This is a genomic window from Blautia sp. HCP3S3_C4 (genome assembly GCF_052064095.1).
Lineage (GTDB): Bacteria > Bacillota > Clostridia > Lachnospirales > Lachnospiraceae > Blautia_A.
Map to the genome: position 1 here is coordinate 105,379 of NZ_JBQHWF010000005.1, position 20,312 is coordinate 125,690.

Sequence of the window (20,312 nt, forward strand, 5' to 3'; positions counted from 1 at the left end):
TAAAAAATGCCATGCTTGACATTGGGACATCATGTGCCTTTAACAGAAAAATATTGGGACAGGCATATTTGAGGGGAGAAAAATATTGAAAACTATGAAATATAAGGTACTTGCTGCAGATGATGAATTCTGGAGCCGTGAGAATATCCGAAATCTGATCCCGTGGGAGGAATATTCCCTGGAATTTCTGGAACCTGCATGTGACGGTGAGGAGGTTATGGAAAGGATAGAAGAGGAAAAGCCGGATATTATTCTTACGGATATTAATATGCCTTTTTTAAGTGGTCTGGAATTGCTGGAGCGGCTGCAGAAGGAATATCCTGAGATCATTACGGTTGCTATCAGCGGTTATGATGATTTTGATAAGGTGAAGGGGGTATTTGTTTCCGGCGGACTGGACTATCTTTTGAAACCGGTGGGAAAAGAAGAGATGGTCAAGGTTCTTACCAAAGCCCTGAATCTTCTGGAAGAGAGGGAAAATACTAAAAAGCAGGATGAAAGCAGCCGGATTCGTGAACATAAGCTTTCATCTTTTCTGGAAGACAGCGAATATTCAGCATTGCTTTCCGGAAAATTATATGGACAGGCTGATGCACAGACTTATGTATCCAGTACTAATACTTTCTCTGAAGTTGCCACGCTGATGGTGAAATTTTATAATATTGCTGAAATTGCAGAGAAGTTTGAATATGACAATCTGCAGATGTCCTGGAGTATTAAATCCAGGCTGAGAGAGCTGACTGGTTTGGAAGAAAATGTGATTATTTTTAACAACAGTAATAAGATGAGTGAGTTTCTCCTCGTAAAGACTGCAGATGCAAAGGAATTCAGAACACTGGCAGAAAATATTCTGAGAGAATTTCCACTGGAAGAATACGGACCGATTTCTGTTGTACTTCATGAGCAGACCAGTTCATTAGACGATATCGGTACCATTTACAGGGAATTGATTTCTACATTGGTTACCCGGCCATTTAACAGACATCATTGTATCCTTTCATGCCAGGAGGAAAAAAGAGAAGAGTCTCAGAGAAGCAGCGAGATCCAGATGATGGGAAAATCAGCGCCTGCCCATATGGAAACGGAGTTGTATCATCTTCTGGCAACAGGACAGAAATCAAAGACAGAGAAATTGATTTTTAAGACCTGTGACTTTAAGGATTGTGACAATGGTGCCTGGACTTATCTGGATGTGAAACAGTATACCGGCAGGCTTACAGGAATCCTGTACCGCTATGTGCAGGAGAAATGTCCGGAGCTTACTGCACAGGCGGAGGAGGCTATGGACAATATTGACTATTATATGAAATGCCTGAATGCGCCGTCTTTACTTGCTTCGTTAAAGATTCTTCTGGACAGTCTCTGGGAAAGGGGAGAGGACAAGGATTCGGATTCCGGATCAGGTTCCATTATGCAGCAGGTAGAGCAGATCCATAAATATATGGAACGTTCTTATTATGAGAATATTACACTTACTGCTCTGGCAGAAGAATATCATATGGATGCCAGCTATCTGTCCAGAAGCTTCAGCCAGAAATATGGTGAGACGATTATTGCCTTCCTTACCAGGATCAGGATGGAGAAGGCTGCAGAGCTGATGAAAGATCCGGATAAGAAGCTAGAGACGATTTCGTTCCTGGTGGGATATGATGATTACAATTACTTTAGCAGAGTATTCAGGAAAAAGATGGGATGCAGCCCAAGGGATTACAGAAATAATCTGGCACAATTATAATAATTAATATGGAAGAAATTCAGATAGAATTGAGTGAACAGTAACGGAATTGGAAGTCCTCTGTATGGTGGTTCTTATCGAATCGAACGGATACAGAGGACTTTTTTGTATAAACTGGTCAAGAATGTGCAACAAAATTTTCCAAATATGTCCTAACTGACCAAAGGCAAAATATGGTTTAATATAGTCACAGAGGAACGGAGAGCACGAAAACATAATTTCCGTTCACAAAATCAAGAAACCAAATTTTATCAAGGAGGCTTTTACAACATGAAAAAAAGAATGAGAAAAGCAGTTGCTATCGCAGCAACAGCAGCAATGATTGGTTCCTTACCAGTAAGTGCAGTTACCACACAGGCAGCTGACGATGATATTACAATCGGTGTTTCTATCTGGAGTTCCACAGACGTACTTGGAAGCCAGAGTAAGAAAATCATTGACAAAGCAGCGGATGCTCTTGGTGTTAATGTAATGTACGTTGACCAGGGTCACGTATCTGAGCAGGTTACAGCTTCTGTTGAACAGCTTTGTGCAGCAGGATGTAATGGTATCGTAATCTGTAACTCCGCAGACTCTGAAATGACATCTGCAATCCAGACCTGCGATGCAAACCAGGTTTACCTTACACAGTTTTACCGTATCATCTCTGAAGAGAACAGCCCGGAAGTATACCAGACAGCATGCAACTCCCAGTACTATCTTGGAGCAGTTCATGAAGACGAAGTAACAAACGGATACACACTGGTTAACCTGCTTCTTGAGAACGGTGACAGAAACATCGGTCTTGAAGCATGGACAGTTGGTGATGCTACCTTCCAGCAGAGATGGAAAGGTTACAAACAGGCAGTTGACGAATGGAATGAAGCTAACCCGGATGATCAGGCAACAATGACAGAGCCTGTATATGCTAACACATCTTCTGAAGAAGGTGCAGCAGCAGCTCTTTCCCTTTACAACTCCAACCCTGATATGGACGCTCTGATCGTTGCAGGTGGCGGCGGTGACCCGCTTGTTGGTTCCATCGGTGCTCTGGCAAACGAAGGACTTACAGGAAAGATCGACGTTGTTTCCACAGACTTCCTTGATGACCTTGGCGAGCAGCTTGAATCAGGCGGAATGTTTGCTGAATCAGGCGGACACTTCTGCGACCCGTTATATGCATTCCTTATCACATATAACGCAATCAAAGGCAACTATGTAAAAGAGGAAGGATCCTTCGGATACGAAATCCAGTTCCCATATCTGTATGTATCTTCTTCCGAAGACTATGAAAACTACAAGAAATACTTTGTAGATGATGATCCATATACAGATGAAGAGCTTGTGGAATTAGCAGGATACAGCTTTGATGATCTGAACAAAGCAGCTACATCACTTTCTATTGATGATGTTATTTCCCGTCACAGCAACTAATATGATGAACTTATGCTCCACTGCCTTTTCTCCAAAGGGCAGTGGAGAAACTTTTAAGAGGTAATTGTCAGTGCCCGCTCGAAGCAAAAGGCCAAACCCTGAGGAAGCGTCTGACCTCCTGCTTTTGGCGGGCGAAGAATTGGATAAGGAGAATGGTTATGAAAAAACTCAAACAAAGCCAGTATTATGGAATCGGCCTTCTGGTTCTTATGCTTGTAGTTTTCTGGGCAGTATTTAAAGTACTTGCACCGACTACTTTCGGTTCCCCGGAGAAACTGGCCACTTACATGAAATCAGCATTAATTTACGCAGTTGGCGGATGTGGCCTCTACTTTATCTGCGTAATGGGACCTTTCGATATGAGTGTTGGTGCCAATATCGTACTTTCATCCATTATCGCCTGCAATGCAAGTGAGAAATTCGGTTATGCCGGTCTTATCATTGCACCGCTGATCTGTGGTACGATCATTGGTCTCATCAATGGTGTGGTTTATATCAAATTACATATTTCTTCCCTGATCGTTACATGTGCCCTGTCCCTGATATATGAGGCGTTCAGTGTATATGCCACAAACGGAAAGAACGTAATCCTTTCTACAGATTACAGAGCATTCGGTGATTATCCGGTTAACCTGATTCTGGCACTGATCGCATATCTGCTCTGTGCATTCATTCTGAAATACACAAAAATCGGTACTTATACATACGCAATCGGAAGCAACGAAGTTGTTGCAAAGAACATGGGTGTAAATGTTTCCAAATACAAAATTGTAGCCTTTACTCTTGCAGGTTTCTTCTTTGGACTTCAGGCAATCCTGACAATCAGCTTTGGTACTTCCATGACATCAGCTTCCAATCTTTCCTCTATGAGCCGTAACTTTACTCCTCTGATGGGAACCTTCTTTGGACTGGCATTTAAGAAATACGGCCATCCGGTTATCGCTATCGTGATCGGTGAGATGATCATCCAGCTTATGTTCAACGGTTTCGTTGCACTTGGTGCTCCGACTACGATCCAGAACGTGGTAACAGGTGTTGCACTGCTGGTGATCGTTGCACTGACAACCAAACCGGTTAAAGGTCTTGTAGTAAAATAAGGAGAACGATTATGGGTGAAATATTATTAAGAGCAGAAAATATTGATAAACATTTTGGCATCACACACGCCCTGGATAACGTTTCCTTTACATTTAATAAAGGTGAGATCCACGCACTGATCGGTGAAAACGGTTCCGGTAAATCTACATTGACATCCTGCCTGACAGGTATTTACCAGAAAGATTCCGGTAAGTTTATTCTTGAAGGAAAAGAGATCACCGCAACAAACCAGGTTGAAGCAAACCATCAGGGTGTAGCCATTATCGTACAGGAGATCGGAACACTTTCCGGACTGACTGTAGCAGAGAATATTTTCCTTGGAAACGAGGATCAGTTTACTAAATGTGGTATCAAAAATACCGCAGCAATGAACAAGAAAGCCCAGGAATATCTGGACAGCTATGGATTCAATTATATTGATGCAACTAAAGTAATCGATGATTACAACTTCGAGGATCGTAAGCTGGTAGAGATTGTAAAATCTACTTACTTTAATCCGAAGGTTCTGGTTGTAGACGAGACAACAACAGCACTTGGTCAGAAAGGTCGTGAAGAGCTTTTCAAGGTAATGCACAAGGTTCGTGACACAGGAAACTGCGTAATCTTTATTTCTCATGACCTTGAGGAAGTTATTGAGCAGTCTGATAACATCAGCGTACTTCGAGATGGTGTGAAGATCGGTTCCATCACAAAGGAAGAAGCTACACCTGACAGACTGAAAGCCTTAATGGTAGGCCGTGAGATCGGCGACAGCTACTATCGTACAGACTACGGCGAAAAGGTATCTGACGAAGTTGTTCTTTCCGCTAAGAACGTGACAGTAAAAGGACAGATTGAGAACCTGAACCTTGATCTCCACAAAGGGGAGATCCTTGGTATCGGAGGACTTTCCGAATGTGGTATGCATGAGGTTGGAAAGGCACTCTTCGGAGCTTCCTATTTCCGTCAGGGAAGTGTAACTCTGGGAGACGGCACACCGATCAATTCCATTCCGGATGCCATCAAACACAGCATTGCATATGCTTCCAAAGACAGAGACAATGAGTCTCTGGTCATTAATGATACAATTGGCGATAACATCTGTCTTCCATCCCTGGAGGATCTGAAAACTCATGGATTCCTTCGTGCAAAGACAATGAATGAATTTGCCAATAAATTTGCAAAACAGATGAGTACAAAAATGACAGGCGTTGACCAGTTTGTATCTGCTCTTTCAGGCGGTAACAAACAGAAAGTCGTTCTTGCACGCTGGGTTGGTAAGGACTCCGACCTGATTATCCTTGACTCCCCTACCCGTGGTATTGATGTTAAAGTTAAAGCTGATATCTATGCCATGATGGACGATATGAGAAAAAGAGGAAAATCCATTATTATGATCTCTGAGGAAATCATGGAGCTTCTGGGTATGGCAGACCGTATCCTGATCATGAAGGACGGTAAGATCAATGGTGAATTCCTTCGCTCTCCGGATCTGAAAGACACAGATCTGATTGACAATATGATTTAAGGGGGTAAAAAAATGAGTACAACAAAAAAATCAACTGAGCAAGTACCATTTCTGGAACGTCCCATTGTGCGTACGATCCTTCCTATCGCAGGATTTGTGATCATCTGTGTATTATTTGCATTCCTCACAGACGGCAGACTGTTTCAGCCGAAAAATATATCACTGCTTCTGAGCCAGTCATACATGCTGCTGATCTCATCTATCGGCGTGTTCATGGTAATGACAATGGGTGGCCTGGATTTCTCCCAGGGCTCCATGCTTGGTGTTGCTTCCATCGTAGTCTGCTACCTTTCCCATTACAACATGGTTCTGGCAGCAATTGGTGGTGTGGTAACTGGCGGACTGATCGGACTGATCAATGGTTACTTTAATGTTAAGAGAAAAATCACAAGCTTCATTGTTACAATCTGTACCATGTATCTGTTCCGTGGAGTTTGTGCTTATGCAACAACTAATTCACCTGTTTACGCAGTAAGTGATATTTCCAAATATAACACACTGCCATTTATGCTTACTTTTACAGTGATCATCTTCGTAGTGGCATATCTTGTATTCACTTACACAGGTCTGGGCTCCAGACTGAAAGCAATCGGTGCAGGTGAAACAGCTGCAAGATTTGCAGGTATCCGTGTAGAGACTACAAAGATCCTTGTATTCGTGGCAGCAGGATGTATCACAGGACTTGCAGCATTTGTAAATGCCATCAAAGTAGGTTCCGTTACATCAACAGCCGGAAATCAGCTGGAAACACAGATCATGATCGCCCTGGTACTTGGCGGAATGCCTGTAAACGGCGGTGCTAAAGTAAGATTCTATAACATCATCCTTGGTGTTATGACATATAAAGTACTTTCTAGTGGTCTGGTAATGCTGATGATGCCTACACAGTTACAGCAGCTGATCCTTGGTATCATCTTCCTGATCGAAGTAGCGATCTTCAGTGACAGAAAGACTGGTATGATTGTTAAGTAAGAGACTGTAAAACATAGATTATATAACCGAATCAAGTAAGTCCCCTGCTTCAATTGCGAAAAGCAATAAGCAGTGGGTGGGGACTTGCTTGTATCAGGAGGAGTGCAAACTCCTTCTGATAAACTGCGAAGCAGTTATTCGGTTATGAGCAAGTAGCGAAGCGGATTGCGAATATCCGCTTGATCTGACGTATTCGTGTATCATGTTCATACCTACATAAAATCCCCGGCTCCCGCAGAATTGTTCTGCGGGAGTTGGGGATTTTTAGGCATTACAATAACAATATAATCTTGGAAAATTAAAAGAAGTAGAATCTGCAATGGCTACTGTCCAGCTAAGCTCTGAACCGTAATAAAATATACAATAACTTGATTCTGATCAAGTAGAAAATTTGAAATTTGACAAATTGTAGATTATAATAAAAACAACAGCTCATTTATATAGAATTGCGAATATATTTTCGAAAATGAGCAGTAAAATTACAACTTGAATAGGATATTAAAAATCTCATATTTGTATATTAGAGATTATATATATCTTGAAATAAAATACGAATGAAAAGGAAAAACATATGTCTTGTGTACCGCAAAGTAATGAAAAGGATAGAATAAAAAATTTTTATCGAAAAACAATAGGAATAAAATCTGAAGAGGTACTTGAAAAACTTACTGAAAATTCAAGTATCTGTAAACTAAAAGCCAGGATGTTGATTGCTCGGGAAAATGAAAAAGTGAAGCAAATTTCTTTTTTATATAAAACAGGTGATATTGTTAAAGCTTATTATAAAAACCCAAAAGGAAAACATCAGATTCATTGTTTTGCTCATCTGGCAGGCGAACCGCTAGTGGGAATCATGAATCTGGACAGAAATATGACTTCATTTCTGACAGTGGAAGCAGTGACTGATTGTGAAATTGTGAGCATTTCATCAACTTTTATACATAGGCTGGCGAAGGAAAACCTGGAAGTAGCATTAATATGTAATCGTATGCAGGGAGTTTCCTCGTTACGGGAATATGAGTACAGAAAAATGATACTTACCTGTACTCCGATGCAGAAATATGAATATTTTTTGAAAGTATATCCGGAATTAATAGATAAGATAAATAAGAAGGATGTGGCTTCATATCTAAATATGACACCGGAATGTTTCAGCAGGATGTTGAAAAAGAAGGGCGATATTATGAGCAAGTAGCAAAGCGGATTGCGAATATCCGCTTGACTAACTAAATGAAAGAATTAATTATAAACACAAGGGGGAGAACAGATGATTTACAAATGCAAAATGTGTAAAGGTGATCTGCAGATCATTGATGAAGAAAACGGGCTTTGTGAATGCGAGTACTGCGGCAGCCGCCAGACTGTGCCACTGGAAAATAATGAAAGGAAAGCCGAACTGTATAACAGAGCCAATCAGTATCGTAAAAATAATCTTTTTGACAGAGCAGCGGATGTTTACAACAGTATGGTAAAGGAGTTTCCTAATGAGGCAGAGGCATACTGGGGACTGGTTTTATGTAGATATGGAATTGAGTATGTAGAAGATCCAGGAACTAAAAAAATGATTCCGACATGTCACCGTACTGTTCCAAAACCAATTTTTGAAGATTCTGATTATCAGCTGGCGTGTCAGAAAGCAAAACCAATGGCCAGAAAGCAGCATGAGGAGGAAGCAGCAGAAATAGCAAAGCTTCAGAAAAAGATTTTCCAACTTGTTCAAAAGGAAGAGCCCTTTGATATTTTTATCAGTTATAAAGAGCTGGAAGAAGGAAGCAGCCAGCGTACAGAAGACAGTGTAATTGCTCAGGATATTTATTCAAGACTTACGCAGGAAGGATATAAAGTCTTTTTTTCAAGGATAACACTGGAAAACAGGTTGGGAGAGGATTATGAACCGATTATTTATTCGGCACTGCGTAGTTCCAGAATTATGCTTCTTGTTGGAACCAGCCGCGAGCATATGAATGCTCCGTGGGTACGCAACGAGTGGATGAGATACCTGGCTATGATGGATGAAGAAGAAAATACAAAAACATTGATTCCCGTATATGCAGGAATGGATCCATATGATATACCGCAGGAAATTAACGGACGGCATTTACAGGCACAGGATGCAACTAAAATCGGATTTCAGCAGGATCTGCTTCACGGAATTCATAAGATTATGAATAGCAACAGAAAGAAAGTAGCTCCTGTTTCAGCGGCAGCAGGCATGGGAAATACCAATACCGGAGGTATGATTGAGAGAGGATATATTTGTCTGCAGGACAGAAATTTTAACGAAGCAAATGAAGTATTTAATCAGGTGCTGAATGTGGATCCGCATTCTGGAGGAGCATATCTGGGAAGATTGATGATTAAGCGTGGAGTGTCAGATATTGATGATCTGGAAAAAGAAACCTATGCTTTGTCTGATGAAGCGGATTACCGGCATGCAATTGAATATGGAGAACCGCAGATAAAGAAAAAATTAAAAGCTTTTAATCAGAAAATTATTCATGAAAACAAAGAATATGCGCAATATGTTATACAGAATAAAATAGATGCAATGAATAAAGTCGTGGAAGAAGAACGACAACATATATTGATGCTGCAAAATGAGATCAGTGCTTTTGCGGAAAATATACAGTCAAATCAGGAGATTTTGGACAAAAGCACGAAAGCTTTGGCAGCAGGAAAAGTGGCAGGTTACGGAGTTATGACTTTGTTTTTATTGCTTCTGCTTCCATGGACCTGTGGTTTCTGGCTTAGCGGTGATACAGCAAATGGTATATTTGCTATTATTTTGATGGTTGTTCTTTATAAATTTGTAGTAAAGAAGTTTTTGATTCCTATTGCTCGAAAAATAGCTGAAGGATGTATGGGAAAGCCAAAGGAGGATGCAATTACTGCTTCGATGGCAGCAATCAGCTATGCCGGAGAGATGACCAATGAACACAGAAATGAAATTGAAGAAACTCATAAAAATGTTACATGGATGGAAGGACAGATTCAATCATTGAAAAATAATTCTGAAGAGGTTTCAGAACACCTGTCTATGATGAAACGATCTTCTATGCAGGATGAACTGGACAGAATGTCTTTCTAAAAGATTACGATATTTAAATATACTGGAGAAGAAAAATGGGAAAATTTGCAATTATGTGCCCGAAGTGCAATCAGTATGTTACGGCATACAATGGACTTCGAGGTATGGTACAGAATAAAGTAACCTGTACCTGTGGAAATGTAATCAATGTAAAAGCAGAAAGAATGACCTCAGCCATATGTCCGGGATGTGGGAATTCAGTAGTTTATGATCAGGGAAAAAGTATTCCTGTATGTCCGGTATGTAAAAAGAAAATAGAGCCAAGTGCAGAAAACAGAGTGATTTCCTTTAAGTGTCCGGAATGTGGAGTTGGACTAAGCGTGACAGAGGGGACGGAACATTATATCTGTCCCGTATGTGATAATCACATAGATGTTCAAAGAGAAATTGCAAAAGAACAATATGCAAAACAGGGGTTGATCAGTGAAATTAAATATGAGGGCGATAACAATACTCTCATATGGAAGCATCCGTTAGAGGATTTCAGTACAGGGACACAGTTAATTGTACATGAAAGTCAGGAAGCAGTTTTCTTTAAAGACGGTGAAGCACTGGATTTATTTGGTCCTGGAAGATATACGCTGGAGACTCAGAACCTTCCTTTAATGAATCAGATTTATCATATGCCAACAGGAGATGCCAGAACAACCTTTCACTGTGAAGTGTATTTTATCAATACGGCTACGATTATGGGAGTCAAGTGGGGGACTGACACAAAGGTAAAGCTGTTTGACCCTTCATCCGGAATGCATGTATCTATTGGCGCAAGCGGTGAATTTAATATTAAGGTTACAGATTCCAGAAGACTGCTTCTGAAAAGTGTGGGAACTACAAATGGTTTGATTATTGAGGCGAAACAGCATCTTGGAAGCCCGGAAGAATTTGAAAAAGCCAGGCAGAAAAGTTCTTATGATTCAAAGCCCGGAGAATTTAAAAAGTATTTCAGATCACTGATCGTAACGAAAGTAAAAAATTATCTTGCAAATGTAATAAAAGAGGAATCCATCAGTGTTCTTGAACTGGATGCTCAGACAGAAAAGATGTCAGAGACACTTGGAGAGAAAATCAATGTAGGGCTGGATGACTATGGTTTAACAATGTCGGAGTTCTATATTACACGTTTTCTGACTCCGGAAGATGATCCGGATGATCCGATGTACAGTGAATACATGAGAATGAAATCCCTGTATTCCCAACAGTTTCTGAATGTCAAAGAAGAGCAGGTAAAAAAAGCAACAGCGGAAGCTGCCAGAGAAAGAATGGCAGTAGAGGCACAGACTGAAGCGCAGATGAAAATTATTGGAGCCCAGGGCGATGCAGCTGCGCTTAAGATCCAGAAAGAGGCTGAGGCAGAAGCTTATCGTATGAAAGCAGAGGCAGAAGCAGCAGAAATGAGAATGAAAGGATATACATATCAGCAGGAAACTGCCCGTCAGGTAGGTGTAGGTGCTATGAAGAACGGATTGACAGGTGGAGGCAGCGGTGGACTTGGAGACATTGCAAGTCTTGGCGTTGGTCTGGGAGCGATGAGTGGAGTCATTGGAATGACAAAAGAAGCTATGCAGCCGATGACCGAATCTGCCTCTCAGATGGGACAGAGTATCCATAATGGAATAACAGGAGCCTGGGATTGTCCGAAATGTGGACAGAAAGGCCTTAGTGGAAGATTCTGTCATATATGTGGCACGGAAAAACCACAGCCGATACCGGAAAATTCAGAAACCTGGGACTGCATATGTGGACAGAAAGGGCTTACCGGAAAATTCTGTCCGGAGTGCGGTGCAAAACGACCGGAACCAGTGAAGAAAGAAACCTGGGACTGTGCATGTGGCCAAAAAGGACTTACCGGAAAATTCTGTCCGGAATGTGGTGCAAAACGTCCTGAGAAAAAGCTGATCTGGGATTGTTCCTGTGGTGAAAAAAATATAACCGGAAAATTCTGCCCGGAGTGTGGAAAGAAGAGGGAGGAGTAATAATATGAAGCAGTCATGGAAGATACCGGCAATCTGTGGAATATTGATGGTCGTGTTTAACGTTATTGTATTTGCTCTGCCAATTTATAAGACTCCAGTCGTGTTGATATCGGATATAGCTGTCGTGATAGCAATAGCTGCACAGATACCTATTTCAAGCATAGCAATGAAAAAGGGAACGACAGTTACCAGCAAAGTATATGGATGGCCGATTATAAGCGTAGGTCTGCGGTATCTCGCAGCCATAACGGCATGTGCAATGATATTTATTTTAATATCAGGTGTTACTTTAATTTTTCCAATATGGCTTCCGATTATAGTTTATGTAGTTCTATATGGCGCAGCTGGAATCGGATTGATAGCAGCGGAATCTACAAGAAATTATGTAGAAGAACAGGACATTAGACATGAAGAAAAAGTCGGATTTATGCGTAAACTTTATGCAGAGACAACAACATTAAAGAGAAATGTCACCGACAGAGAGATGGCTTCCTGCATAAACAAAATATCAGAAGCTGTGCGATTTAGTGATCCCACCAGTTCGGCGGATGTATTTGACATTGAATCAGAACTGTATAGTATTTTTGGTGAAATAAAAGCGTCAGTAAAAGCAAATGACACTGCAGCAGTCAAGAGCAAATGTGTGGAATTTCAGCAGTTACTTGAAGAACGAAATTCTATGTGCAGGATTGCAAAGCATAACAAAGCTTGAGACGGCAGTGTGATTAATAAAATGAAAGGAGAGACGGACAAAGAGAGAAAAGTAATAAAATTACAGGAATAAACATTAATTTGGATTTCTGATAGGAGGAAAAAGTATGGTAAGAGTAATGGATAAGAAAGAAATAGTTCTTTTAAAAAAATTTGTACTTAAAATGGTTTTGGGATGGATTTTGTTAATATTTATGACATTGATAATGACGAAACCGGCTCAGGCATTTTATTTGGGTGAATACTATTATCTGGAGAGTGCTTTGGATAGAAATAAAGTAGTAGATGTTAACGGTGGGAGTTGTAGCGATGGAGCTAATATTCAGTTATGGGAGAAAAATGGAAGTGATGCACAATTATTTCGTATTGAAAAAAATGGAAATGGATATTACACGTTTGTAAATAAAGGTTCAAATAAGGCGATAGACGTTTATGGTGCATATACCTATCGTGGTGCTAATGTGAATCAATGGAGTCAGAATCACACCAGCGCACAACAGTGGAAATTATATAGTGCGAATGGATATTCTTCTGGATATCGAATTAAGAATAAATGCGGAAAATATTTGGATGTAAATGGTGCGAATACACAAAATGGAACTAATATTCAAATATGGGATAGAAATAACTCTAAAGCTCAAGTGTTTAGACTGGTGCCATATGCGTGGACTGAGTATGTTACTAAGACATTAGGGGCATTTTCAAATTTGGATGAATGGGCAAAGCAAATGCAATATGCAGAACAGTCAGCAGTTGGATTTTCAAGATTAAGTTATAATTTAGATGGGAAACTGACTAATTATGGGAAAATGATTACGTCAGGAACTATATTACAATATAAAACTATTACGATTACATATGATGAATATGGACAGAAGAAAACTGTTTCAATAAAACTTCCATCCAAGGTTAGATTTGGATTGCATAGACATGCAATAAAACAGACAGTTTGGTTTGATTTTTCTAATATTAATATTACTCAAACCTGCGCTTGTGGTGAAAGAAGTGATTTGCAGTGGAAGATTCCATATCCAAGTCAAAGCTATTTTAATATGAAAAACATGACATGATATCAAAATGAAAAGGAATTTTTTTCACAGAATTAATATTTATGGATTGCTCCGTAGCTTAGTCTCGGAGCAATCTTTATAATTAAAAAAAGTGTAAGAGGAAATAGAGATGAAAAAGTGTAGTAACTGTGGAAAAGATATATTAGATGATCTCATTAGATGTCCTTATTGCGGAAGCAGACAGGGGAGAAAAGAATCAGACAGCACTGTGGAAAATTCAGACAGGCAGAAAACGGAGATTCAAGAAACGCCACTTGATGGAAAAATTAAGAATATAGGAAAAAATATCAAAAAGGTGAAAGAAAGCAGCTGGTTTTCTAAGTTACAGACATCTCAGGGTACATTGAGGCTATACAGCGTTCTTGCTGGCTTTATATATATTTATTTTGCGTGTTCATGTATTCAATATCTTGGATATTATAGTTCCTGGTATAAGATATGGGGTACTGTGATGATTACAGTCTGTGTCTTAAATGCCGGAATTTATTTTTTACTTTTTTTAAAATCTAAATCTCGGCACAGTAAATGGATGTTTTATGGATTGATTGGTGGTGCTGTTATAAAAAGCATTCTTCATATTGTACAGATACAGTGGATATTCAGATATGAATACTGGGACGCTTCAGTAAGCACATATCTTCCTGTTGTCTGGACAATGATTATTACAATAATTGGAATATTACTTTTGAAAAATGCAGAGAAAAGTGAAATGGAAGAAGAAATGCAGGAGAATTAGTATATGCAAAAAAAGAAGAGAAAGTACAGTAAGCTTTGTATTCTGTTGATGGTAGCTTTATCTTTATGTTTGATGCTATCATGCGTAGTGAATGTAAGTGCAGAAACAAATGATACCTACGCAGAAATGGGAGATTCAGAAGAAGAAACGGCATACAGGGAATTTCTGTTGGATAAAAGTTATTCAGCTGATATGAAAAATCTGGATGCAATGATGTATAGTGCTTATGATGTGAATGATGATCAGAAGAAAGAATTGATCGTAAAAGGATTCAATACTGAGGATATGCATTATGAATATACTTTTTATCATTATGAAGATACGCAGGTACAACTGATTGGAACGTTAGATAACTGGCAGAATGGTGGCAGCGGTGAAATGTACTATGTGGCAAAAGGTAATGGGATTGTTGTGAACATGAGACTGGCTGACCATATGAGTTATACTTTATATCAGATAAAGGACAAAGTAGAAAAAAATTTCACTATACATAAACAATCTGTTGATGTGAAGAAATTCGGCGGAAAGTATGAAAGACAGTATTACTATTCAGGTGAAGATGAAAATGGGGATCCTTTAGGTGTGAAAATTGATGATGAAGTATGGACAGAATTTGAGAGTCGCATGCAGGAAATTCCATTTTATGAGTTAGACGATTCTGAAGAAATTTCACAATATGATGCTAATGAAGAAGATGAAGGCTCTGAGCAAGTAACTGACACAAATAAAATTTCTGATGCGGCCAAAATTGTTGGTGAAGTATCTGGTCTGCAATATATGGGAAGTCAGACATATAATTTAAGTCTACAAAGAGATGAAAACAATTACAGTACGTTGTATCCTGAGATAGAAAGTGGAATACTGGCAGCTTTTTCTATGGATTTTGATGGAGATGGCGAGGAAGAAATATTCAGTGTTTCTTATGATGATAGCATGCAGGATGAATTAGGAAAAGTACTGCACTTTCTGATTTTGGAAAATAACGGCGAAACATGGGAAATTACTTCAGATCAGGAGATAGCAACATCTTCTTCATATGGGGATGTAATAGACCGTAATTGTCTTGATGGAAAGTGTGTAAAAGAAGAGGACTCTGTTTTCTTTCGCGAATATGATGGGACTTATGAATTTTTCTATGAAGAGTATGATACAGGAATTATAGGGGATGGTCAGGAGTGGTTTTTTAAAGGATTCTGCCTGGAAGATGGAAACCTGGAAGTTATTGATGAAACGGATGAACTCTATTTCAGCGGTTCTCCGATTGATTTGCTTTGGGAGAATTTTGAGGGGGATTATAGAAATGAACTTGAAAGTTTCTGCTCCCTTGGTTTTGCCAGTCCGGAGGTCTGTTTTGACAATATGACAGTGGATAATAATGATTGTCTATACAGGATATTGCGGATGGTAAGGGATACTACCTGTTCATCAGAGGCAATCAGTCAGTGGATGAGCAACAGTTTACAGGAGAGGCTGGATGGATTTACATGTACGATTGAGGATCAGACAGGAGAGATACCTCAAAATATAGAAGAGTTTCAGATGAATCAATATTCGACATCAGGTGTTGAGTCTGAATACACAGAAGAAAGCCAGAAAACTTTTGATGATGGTGATATGCATTATAATAATTTAATTACTCTAAGTGATATTACAGATGCCGGAGCGTACTATGATAATCGTTCATTTATTTTGTTCTATCTAGATGGAGAGACTTGCAAAGGCTTTTTAGATAGAGAGGGTAATTTGATATTCTATACACCAATAACAGCAGAAGCTTACGATGAAGAAGATATATATGCTTATGATGTGAATTATGACAATGGGTATAATTGGTTTGAATTTGAAGATATTTTTTATGTAATAGATATAAATGGCAATATTAAAAGTCAGTATGTAGCAGAAGATGTGGTAAGTTATGGAGCAGGTTATACCTGGACGAAACAGGAAGACGAAGGAGATTGGGAAAATACAGGAGAAACCCAATATATCTTGCATGATCCGGATGGAAAGACGGTGCTAACGTATAGCATTGGAAACGAGTTCTTTGACAACTGGTCTTTTCGCAATACTTACTTAGGAGATGGGATTTTTCTGTATGAAAAAATGAATGATGAGTTAAAAGACGAGAGTGTATTTCTTTTTGATATATATTCATTGGAAACATCAGAAATACATGTAGAGCCCTATCATGTTATAGAAAACGGTGTGAGAGATCATATGATTGCGTTAGTTAGTGATTTTGAATATGGAGAAGAACATGATGATGACAGTGTGGGAAAATTGATATTAATCAAAAATGGAGAAGAACAGAGCATATTTATACCACAAAAATATGCCAGTGATTGGTCTTTTTGCCCTTCATTATTGTCCTGGTCTGATCAGTATGTGTTGATGTTGGCAACTCATTCCAGTGGAGATAAATTTATAATATATGATATAAAAAATCAGAAGTTCCAGACGTATGATGGAAAATATAAACGTTATGTAAAAGATTATACGGGAGCCTGTACAACTGTTTATAAAAATATAATTGCCATGCGCGTAGAGGGCGCTGATGATAATGGATATCTTTGTCTTGTAAATGCAGATACTATGGAAGAATCAGACAATCCTATAGCAGCGAATATTTTTGATGACATATATCTGGAAAATGGGATACTTGTGGTTCAAGATGGAAGTGATACGAATTTCTATAATCCAGAAGGTGATTTGTTATTTTCTGTTCAGGAAGATGAAGAATTATGGGAAATTGGTAAAGATTCTCTGGTGCTTAGTAAAACGGACGATAGCGAAGAAGATACAAAAAAATTTCAGTTTGTAAATTTTAATGGAACAGAATTATTTAAAGATATCAATGACAATGGAAGTAAAAGAATTTTGGATTTTTGATAAGATCGTATTAAATCGTAAGGAAGGTGTAGAAAACTCTTCCTTGCCGAAATCATTCTTTTGAGCCATACTAAGTCCAACGAGTTCATCTGTTTCGGAAAGGACATATGCTTGCACACATCCAGACGGGAAAAATCATGGTATATCATTCAGAATATCATGGGGTTCGTCTGGATGTTTATGTTGCAGTACTTTGATTATGTGAAAACACCGGGTGTGCAGAAGGAATTTTAACTGCAAATCCATTTGTCAGACATCTGCAGGACAATATTGATAAGACTAAGCAGGATATATGCTAATTACCTTTTTTGGAATTCTAGAACAATATTAGCAACCAGTTCCAGCTGTTTGGGTGATAAAGTTTTTGAAGCCTCCATCAGCTCTTTGAGTGTGTGGGGATCTTGGGATTTATCATCAAAAAATTCCTGTGGACTGATCTGGAGATAGTCACATATGTAGAAAAAACACTGCATGGAAGGAAATGCTTTTTTATTTTCAATCCTGTTTATATAACTGCAATTCTGCCCGATAGACAGACTCATTTCCCTTGCAGAAACCTGTTTGGCTTCTCTGAGCTGGGATAAGCGTTCTGCGAAATTGTCTTCGTTTATCATAAATTACTCCTTTTTTGACATTATATGACATATATAAATTAAAATGGGATAATTAAAACAACTGATGAATTGCAATAAGATATATAATAACTTGATTTGAGTCAAGCGAAAAATTTGAAGTTTAACAAATAGTAGATTATAATAAAAGAAACTGCTTATTTGTACAAAATGGAGAATATCCGCTTGACTGATGGTAGCAAAACTTGTAGATAATTGACAGGTTTTCAGATGAATGATGGAATGATTATGTGAGGAACAGGAAACTATACGAAAAAGAAATGATTAATTACTTTCATACAACAAGTAGTGCTTATCCTGTTCCTGGTTATAAGATTAACGGGAAAAAGTGATCAAAAACAGCCGTTTATAATATCTATAATAAATATATGATAAATGCCCACTATTTGTATTAAATTGTAATAAAGAAGGAGCTAAGAGTTAATGGTTAAAAGTGGAAGAAAATTGAAAAATAAAAAAATCCTGTTGAGTACGATATTGGCAATTATAATGCTGGTGTCATTTGCTGCACAGGTGCATGGTGCAACGGTACAAAGTGCGAAAGCAGTAAGTAAAACAACAAAAACATATGTTTATGGATTTAATATTAATGATACTGGAAGATGGACAGGGAAAGCCTACAGACAAATCAAAATATGTCCTCTTTCATCTTCAAAGCTGAAAATAACATATCATTATTTAAATGGGAATAAGAAGGATGAAACCTATACAGCAAATAAGATAGGCACATACGACTATGAGTATTCTCCGAAGATATATTATTTTCAACCCGGAGCGAAAGAAAAAATTTCTTATTATCCTAAAAAAGGCATGGTGGTATTTCATGGAAGAGAAGAGGGAGAATCATATTATTTTGAGAAGTTATCCTCAAAAGAAAAAACAGCCGTAAAGAAGCTGATCAAGAATATAAAAACAGGTTCATGGTGGGGAAAGTCTTTTAAATATTCCATTGGTGTTTACGAAAATTATGTCTTAGTTGGAAATACATATGGAAAATTGGCTGGAGTATATGGTATAGGATCTGTGAAGCAGACTTCATATGGATATTTTATAGATATTATGGGCTATAATAATTACCGTTGGTACAAATCCATGCCTAATAAATTGCAATGTTATTCTAAGGCAAGTGGATCTGCCGGACGTAAAACAACAGAGGATTTCTGGAAATTAGGATGTTAGAAGTCTCCAAAGAGTTCTTCTGCTTCAGAAAGAACAGAGGAATAGAAACCAAAAAGTTTAAAGATCTGACGATAGTATTGATAAGATCAAGCAGAATCGTGGGATGGAGGAACGCTATATGCTGTTAGAGGAAATGATGCGGAATGAAAGACAGGAAGGAAAATTAGAAGGAAATACAGAGGGAAACAGGAATTTCTTCTTACTGCGCTTGAATCTAAATTTTCAATTCCGTCTGAGCTAAGAGAAAAAATCATGTCTGAAACAGATATTGAAAAACTTAACCGATGGTTTCAGTTATTGCTCAAAGTGTCTTCTTTTGAAGAGTTTGAACAAAATATGTGAGATTCTGAAACATTTCTTAAAACCGGTAGTCATCTTTACTGAAAATTTTGTACACATCTATAGATTTTAAGCCCATATCAGGCAATCTATCAGAAACTTATTATTATCAATGTAGAGTGAAACAGAAGAACTCTTTTTTACCAATTTGGGAAAATAGATTATAATGGGAATATGGTTAGCCCTCCCTTCCGGTGAATTTTATTTTTTCTGGAATTCCAAAACAATATCAGTAATCAGTTCTAACTGTCTGGGTGATAAAGTTTTTGAAGCCTCCATCAGTTCTTTGAGTGTGTGGGGAGCCTGGGATTTATCATCAAAAAATTCCTGTGGACTGATCTGAAGATAATCACATATGTAGAAAAAACACTGCATGGAAGGAAAAGCTTTTTTATTTTCAATTCTGTTTATATAACTGCAATTCTGCCCGATAGACAGACTCATTTCCCTTGCGGAAACTTGTTTGGCTTCTCTGAGTTGAGATAAGCGTTTTGCGAAATTGTCTTCGTTTATCATAATTTACTCCTTTTTTGACATTATATGACATATCTCAAACCAAAGTGAGATAATCAAAGTGATTGATAAATTATAATAAGATATACAATGATTTGATTCGGATCAAGGGAAAAATTTGAAGTTTAATAAATAGTAGATTATAATAAAAGAAACTGCTTATTTGTACAAAATGGAGAATATATTTTCGAAAATGAGCAGTAAAAATATAGTTGGAGCAGGATATTTAAAAACCTATATTCATATATTAAGGATGGTATATATCCTGATAATGAAATATGTATGAAAAGGAAAAATCAAGTTTATTGTTTTGTATATCTGGCCGGAGAGACATTAGCGGAAAGTATGAATCTAAAGTCAGTGAACAAAATATTTCAAGTGACAGAAATGACGGGAGGGGGGATTGTTATGAGCAAGTAGCGAAGTGGATTGTGAATATTCGCTTCGTTGATGGTAG

General features: G+C 38.3%; 15 protein-coding genes. 13 read left to right on the forward strand and 2 right to left on the reverse strand.

Features of this window, described 5'->3' with window-relative positions; all coding sequences use genetic code 11:
* Positions 1-94 precede the first annotated feature (94 nt).
* The 12 genes from ACTNC6_RS06610 to ACTNC6_RS06665 all read left to right on the forward strand — a co-directional run bounded on the left by ACTNC6_RS06610 (position 95) and on the right by ACTNC6_RS06665 (position 17,192).
* Positions 95-1,735 (forward strand): response regulator transcription factor, encoded by a 1,641-nt coding sequence (locus ACTNC6_RS06610; protein WP_441033855.1) that lies wholly within the window; start codon positions 95-97, stop codon positions 1,733-1,735.
* A gap of 270 nt (positions 1,736-2,005) precedes the next feature.
* Positions 2,006-3,148 (forward strand): sugar ABC transporter substrate-binding protein, encoded by a 1,143-nt coding sequence (locus ACTNC6_RS06615; RefSeq protein WP_186993978.1) that lies wholly within the window; start codon positions 2,006-2,008, stop codon positions 3,146-3,148.
* Between the two features lie 158 nt (positions 3,149-3,306).
* Positions 3,307-4,245, forward strand: a complete 939-nt coding sequence (locus tag ACTNC6_RS06620) for an ABC transporter permease (protein WP_026649979.1) — start codon at positions 3,307-3,309, stop codon at positions 4,243-4,245.
* An 11-nt stretch (positions 4,246-4,256) separates the two neighbouring features.
* The gene (locus ACTNC6_RS06625) at positions 4,257-5,753 is read left to right on the forward strand and encodes a sugar ABC transporter ATP-binding protein (RefSeq protein ID WP_055059728.1); all 1,497 of its coding nucleotides are present in this window, start codon (positions 4,257-4,259) and stop codon (positions 5,751-5,753) included.
* A gap of 12 nt (positions 5,754-5,765) precedes the next feature.
* On the forward strand, positions 5,766-6,725 hold the full coding sequence (locus tag ACTNC6_RS06630; protein WP_441033391.1) for an ABC transporter permease: 960 nt from the start codon (positions 5,766-5,768) through the stop codon (positions 6,723-6,725).
* A gap of 730 nt (positions 6,726-7,455) precedes the next feature.
* Positions 7,456-7,920 (forward strand): Crp/Fnr family transcriptional regulator, encoded by a 465-nt coding sequence (locus ACTNC6_RS06635; protein ID WP_441043549.1) that lies wholly within the window; start codon positions 7,456-7,458, stop codon positions 7,918-7,920.
* A gap of 72 nt (positions 7,921-7,992) precedes the next feature.
* Positions 7,993-9,813, forward strand: a complete 1,821-nt coding sequence (locus tag ACTNC6_RS06640; RefSeq protein WP_441043550.1) for a TIR domain-containing protein — start codon at positions 7,993-7,995, stop codon at positions 9,811-9,813.
* A gap of 35 nt (positions 9,814-9,848) precedes the next feature.
* Positions 9,849-11,786, forward strand: a complete 1,938-nt coding sequence (locus ACTNC6_RS06645; RefSeq protein ID WP_441043552.1) for an SPFH domain-containing protein — start codon at positions 9,849-9,851, stop codon at positions 11,784-11,786.
* 4 nt (positions 11,787-11,790) lie between these two features.
* Positions 11,791-12,498, forward strand: coding sequence for a hypothetical protein (locus ACTNC6_RS06650; RefSeq protein WP_441043553.1), 708 nt, complete (start codon positions 11,791-11,793; stop codon positions 12,496-12,498).
* A gap of 106 nt (positions 12,499-12,604) precedes the next feature.
* Entirely contained in the window at positions 12,605-13,567 is a 963-nt protein-coding gene (locus tag ACTNC6_RS06655; RefSeq protein ID WP_441043555.1) for an RICIN domain-containing protein, read from the forward strand.
* Positions 13,568-13,676: 109 nt separating this feature from the next.
* A complete protein-coding gene (locus tag ACTNC6_RS06660; protein ID WP_441043557.1) occupies positions 13,677-14,303 on the forward strand; it encodes a hypothetical protein in 627 nt (208 codons plus the stop codon).
* 3 nt (positions 14,304-14,306) lie between these two features.
* Positions 14,307-17,192 carry a hypothetical protein gene (locus ACTNC6_RS06665; RefSeq protein ID WP_441043558.1) on the forward strand — a complete coding sequence of 962 codons (2,886 nt, stop codon included), beginning with the start codon at positions 14,307-14,309 and terminating at the stop codon, positions 17,190-17,192.
* Between the two features lie 299 nt (positions 17,193-17,491).
* Here ACTNC6_RS06665 and ACTNC6_RS06670 read toward each other — a convergent pair whose 3' ends face one another.
* Positions 17,492-17,806: a helix-turn-helix domain-containing protein gene (locus ACTNC6_RS06670; RefSeq protein ID WP_441043560.1), complete on the reverse strand. Its 315-nt coding sequence runs from the start codon at positions 17,804-17,806 to the stop codon at positions 17,492-17,494.
* Positions 17,807-18,247: 441 nt separating this feature from the next.
* Here ACTNC6_RS06670 and ACTNC6_RS06675 point away from each other — a divergent pair, with 441 nt between their 5' ends.
* Positions 18,248-19,003, forward strand: coding sequence for a hypothetical protein (locus tag ACTNC6_RS06675; RefSeq protein WP_441043561.1), 756 nt, complete (start codon positions 18,248-18,250; stop codon positions 19,001-19,003).
* Positions 19,004-19,543: 540 nt separating this feature from the next.
* On the opposite strand, the gene ACTNC6_RS06680 is transcribed toward ACTNC6_RS06675, so the two are convergent.
* A complete protein-coding gene (locus ACTNC6_RS06680; protein WP_441043562.1) occupies positions 19,544-19,858 on the reverse strand; it encodes a helix-turn-helix domain-containing protein in 315 nt (104 codons plus the stop codon).
* Between the last annotated feature and the right edge of the window lie 454 nt (positions 19,859-20,312).

Bases quoted from the DNA above. Each gene is read 5' to 3' on its own strand.
- ACTNC6_RS06645 (WP_441043552.1), top strand. From the start codon at position 9,849: ATGGGAAAATTTGCAATTATGTGCCCGAAGTGCAATCAGTATGTTACG.
- ACTNC6_RS06620 (WP_026649979.1), top strand. From the start codon at position 3,307: ATGAAAAAACTCAAACAAAGCCAGTATTATGGAATCGGCCTTCTGGTT.
- ACTNC6_RS06675 (WP_441043561.1), top strand. From the start codon at position 18,248: ATGGTTAAAAGTGGAAGAAAATTGAAAAATAAAAAAATCCTGTTGAGT.
- ACTNC6_RS06660 (WP_441043557.1), top strand. From the start codon at position 13,677: ATGAAAAAGTGTAGTAACTGTGGAAAAGATATATTAGATGATCTCATT.
- ACTNC6_RS06655 (WP_441043555.1), top strand. From the start codon at position 12,605: ATGGTAAGAGTAATGGATAAGAAAGAAATAGTTCTTTTAAAAAAATTT.
- ACTNC6_RS06670 (WP_441043560.1), bottom strand. From the start codon at position 17,806: ATGATAAACGAAGACAATTTCGCAGAACGCTTATCCCAGCTCAGAGAA.
- ACTNC6_RS06640 (WP_441043550.1), top strand. From the start codon at position 7,993: ATGATTTACAAATGCAAAATGTGTAAAGGTGATCTGCAGATCATTGAT.
- ACTNC6_RS06610 (WP_441033855.1), top strand. From the start codon at position 95: ATGAAATATAAGGTACTTGCTGCAGATGATGAATTCTGGAGCCGTGAG.
- ACTNC6_RS06625 (WP_055059728.1), top strand. From the start codon at position 4,257: ATGGGTGAAATATTATTAAGAGCAGAAAATATTGATAAACATTTTGGC.
- ACTNC6_RS06680 (WP_441043562.1), bottom strand. From the start codon at position 19,858: ATGATAAACGAAGACAATTTCGCAAAACGCTTATCTCAACTCAGAGAA.
- ACTNC6_RS06650 (WP_441043553.1), top strand. From the start codon at position 11,791: ATGAAGCAGTCATGGAAGATACCGGCAATCTGTGGAATATTGATGGTC.
- ACTNC6_RS06665 (WP_441043558.1), top strand. From the start codon at position 14,307: ATGCAAAAAAAGAAGAGAAAGTACAGTAAGCTTTGTATTCTGTTGATG.
- ACTNC6_RS06615 (WP_186993978.1), top strand. From the start codon at position 2,006: ATGAAAAAAAGAATGAGAAAAGCAGTTGCTATCGCAGCAACAGCAGCA.
- ACTNC6_RS06630 (WP_441033391.1), top strand. From the start codon at position 5,766: ATGAGTACAACAAAAAAATCAACTGAGCAAGTACCATTTCTGGAACGT.